Annotated in this window: 4 protein-coding genes; 2 read left to right on the forward strand and 2 right to left on the reverse strand. The window is 68.5% G+C overall.

Going from position 1 to position 3,290, the window contains the following annotated elements; all coding sequences use genetic code 11:
- Positions 1-271 (reverse strand): ABC transporter substrate-binding protein (locus SFU54_RS05130; protein WP_319015223.1); only part of this gene is annotated, 271 nt, incomplete at its 3' end.
- A 64-nt stretch (positions 272-335) separates the two neighbouring features.
- Here SFU54_RS05130 and SFU54_RS05135 point away from each other — a divergent pair.
- Both SFU54_RS05135 and SFU54_RS05140 read left to right on the forward strand, forming a co-directional pair.
- Positions 336-1,379 (forward strand): phosphotransferase, encoded by a 1,044-nt coding sequence (locus SFU54_RS05135; RefSeq protein ID WP_319015224.1) that lies wholly within the window; start codon positions 336-338, stop codon positions 1,377-1,379.
- Entirely contained in the window at positions 1,376-2,698 is a 1,323-nt protein-coding gene (locus tag SFU54_RS05140; RefSeq protein WP_319015225.1) for an aspartate aminotransferase family protein, read from the forward strand. The genes SFU54_RS05135 and SFU54_RS05140 overlap by 4 nt, the downstream gene beginning before the upstream one ends.
- Positions 2,699-2,704: 6 nt before the next feature.
- Here the strand turns inward: SFU54_RS05140 and SFU54_RS05145 are convergent.
- On the reverse strand, positions 2,705-3,290 hold a 586-nt coding region (locus tag SFU54_RS05145; RefSeq protein WP_413466569.1), incomplete at its 5' end, for an EamA family transporter.

The raw sequence follows: 3,290 nt of genomic DNA on the forward strand, positions 1-3,290 counted from the left end.
GGTAGAACACCTCGACGGGCTGGCCCAACACGCCCCCCGCGGCGTTGACGTCGCGAACGGCGACCTCGACAGCGGCGACCATGCCGGCTCCGATCGACGCCACATCGCCGCTCATCGGAAACAGGGTGCCGATGCGCAACACGCCATCACCCGTGGGCCCCGCCGTCTCACTCGCCGATGACGTCGGGATGGGAAGTGGTCGAGGCACGCTGCACCCCGTGAGCACGAGCGCCATCGCCACGCCCAGAGCGATGCCGGCGAGCCGAGCCATAGTGGTGCTCCTTTGTGAGACCAGGGGTACTGGCACCCTACCGCCGCCCGAATAGGCTGGCCCCGTGCCCGCGCCGTCACCTCTGCCGCTGACGGCGCCGTTCACGCCCCTGTCAGGTGCGAATGCGCGTGACCTCGTCGCCCGCACGCACGGCCTCGTCGTCGACTCGATGACCCGGCTGCCCACCGAGCGTGACGACACATTTCTCGTGAGCACCTCACTCGGGCGGTTCGTTGCCAAGTTTGCACACCCTCATGACTCGGTGACCGAGCTCGCCGACCAACTTGCCGTGCTCTCCGCTCTTGACCGCAGCTACCCTCAGCTGCCGGTGCAACGGATCGTGGCGACCGTCGACAACTCGCTCATGGCGAGCGTCGTCGATGAGGCGGGGCAGTCGCGACAGGTGCGCGTGCTCACCTACCTCGACGGAGAACCCTTGGGGGCGCGCCCCCGCCCGCTCGAAGTCATGCGCGAGCTCGGCGCGCTGCACGCACGCCTGGCGACTGCCATTGCGGACATTGGTGATGGCACCACCCCTCGGCTGCTGGGATCACCGACACCGTGGAACCTCTTGGCCGTCGATCACTACGCGCCGCTGGTGCATCACGTTGCCGACGCCGACGTGCGCCACCTCGTTCGGGAGGTGGTCGACGACGCTCGGGATGCCCTCCTCCCCGCCGCCCGCACCCTCCCTGCCCTGCTCGCCCACAACGACCTGCACGGCGACAACGTGCTCGTGCGATCCGAACCCTTCGCCATCACCGGGGTGCTCGACTTTGGCGACATGACGCGCACCCCGCGGGTTGCCGACCTCGCTGTCGCGGCGTCGTATGCCCGCGGCCGAGTGGGTGACGCGGGCGAGCCGTGGGGCGCTGCACGCGCCTACGTCGCCGGCTTCGAGACCGAGCAGCCCCTCACCGACGACGAGCACGCGCTGCTGCCCGGGCTCGTGGTGCTGCGGATTGCCCAGCGCGCCATCCTGAACTCGGCCATCGCCGCCGCCAACCCCACCGCCGCGGAGTACGCGAGCCGCAACCTGAGCGCCATCGCTCGCGACCTGCGTGAGTTGCGACAGAGCATCCCGAGCACGATCGGAGCACGCGCATGATCGGACCCGCTACCTACTATCGACCGGAGCACCGCGACGCCCTCGACGCCCGCACGCGCGAGCTCATTGATCGCCGCGAGGCTGTGCTCTCGCCCGGCTACCGCCTGTTCTATGCGCACCCCATCGAGTTTGTGCGCGCGAGCGGAACCAAGCTCTATACGCGGGATGGTGACGAGTTTCTCGATGTCTACAACAACGTGCCGTCGGTCGGTCACGCGCACCCACGGGTCACCGCGGCCATCGCCGAGCAGTCGGCGCGACTCAACACGCACACGCGCTATCTGAGCGAAAGCCTGATCGAGTATGCCGAGCTTCTGCTCGGCTCATTCGGTGCCGGGCTCGACACCCTGACGCTCGTCTGCACGGGGTCAGAAGCGAACGACCTGGCGCTGCGGGTGGCCAAGCACGCGACGGGTCAGCGCGGTGCGATCGTCACCGAGAACGCCTACCACGGGGTCACGACCGAGATTGCGGCGATCTCTCCCTCGCTCGGTGGAGTCGACTCACTTGCCGACTGGGTGCGCACGGTGCGCCCTCCCGTCGGCGACGGGTCAGCAATGGTGGCGGATGTTCGCTCGGCGATCGCCTCGCTGCAGGCCGCGGGCCACGGAGTCGCCGCGTTCATCGTCGACACCGCGTTCGCGAGTGACGGCTTTCTCGCCCCCTCGCCGGCCACGACCGCGGCTCTCGCGGACGCGCACGCTCTGGTGCACGCCGCAGGCGGACTCGTCATCGCCGACGAAGTGCAGCCCGGCTTTGGGCGACTCGGTCGGCGGGCGGGTGAGCCCGGACTCTGGGGCTACCTCCACCACACCATGACGCCCGACCTCGTGACCATCGGCAAGCCGATGGCCAACGGGCACCCGGTGGCGGGGCTCGTCGCCCGACGTGATCTCATGCAGTCATTTGGCGACCACGTGCGCTACTTCAACACCTTCGCGGGCACCCCGGTGTCGATCGCCGCGGCCCGCGCCACGTGGGACGTGCTGCACGACGAACAGTTGCCCGAGCACGCGGCAATGATCGGCGATGACCTGCGCGGCATGCTCCACGAACTCGCCGCGCGGCACGACCGACTGCGCGACGTGCGGGGCAGTGGCCTCTACCTCGGGGTCGACATCGTCGACCCCGCTACGGGCGAACCCGACACGCGTGCCGCGGTGGCTCTCGTGGGCGCCTTGCGCGAGCGGCGCATCCTGATCAGCGCATCGGGGCGTGACAATGCGTCGCTCAAGCTTCGCCCTCCCCTGCCCTTCTCGCGCTCTGACGCCGAACGATTCATCACCGAATTCGACGGAGCGCTGACCGACCAGGGCTAGACGCCGCTACACCGATTCGACGGGACCGGTCTCGAGAGGCAGGGTGCGTCGCTCGCGCCGGGCCTGGCGACGGTGAACAACCGCCTCGGCCGAAAGCACAATGAGCGCGAGCCACACGAGGGCGAATCCGATCCAGCGTTCGAGCGGCATGGGCTCAAGCAACACAGCGACCCCGAATACGAACTGCAGCAGCGGTGCGAAGTACTGAATGAACCCCATGACGCTCAGCGGAAGGCGTCTCGTCGCCCCCGCAAAGAGCAGCAACGGCACGGCCGTGATGATGCCGGCGAATGAGAGCAACACGGCGTGCCCGACTCCCGAGGTGCCGAGCGTGATGCCGCCCGTGAGCTGCACGACGACAAGGGCCACGACGGCGACGGGCACGAGCCACGCGGTTTCGAGGGTGAGCCCCGCAACGGCCGACACCCGGCCGCCCATGCGGTTCTTGATGTAGCCGTAGAAGCCGAACGAGAAGGCCAGTGCGAGCGAGATGTAGGGAGGCTGGCCATAGCCAATCGCGAGCACGACCACCGCGAGAACGCTGATGCCGACGGCAACCCACTGACCGACACGCAAGCGCTCGCGCAAGAAA

The organism is Microcella sp. (assembly GCF_033763155.1).
In the GTDB taxonomy this organism is placed as follows: Bacteria; Actinomycetota; Actinomycetes; order Actinomycetales; family Microbacteriaceae; genus Microcella.

What these genes read in the sequence shown, in the direction of transcription:
- SFU54_RS05140 (WP_319015225.1), top strand. Translation starts at nt 1,376, where the DNA reads ATGATCGGACCCGCTACCTACTATCGACCGGAGCACCGCGACGCCCTC.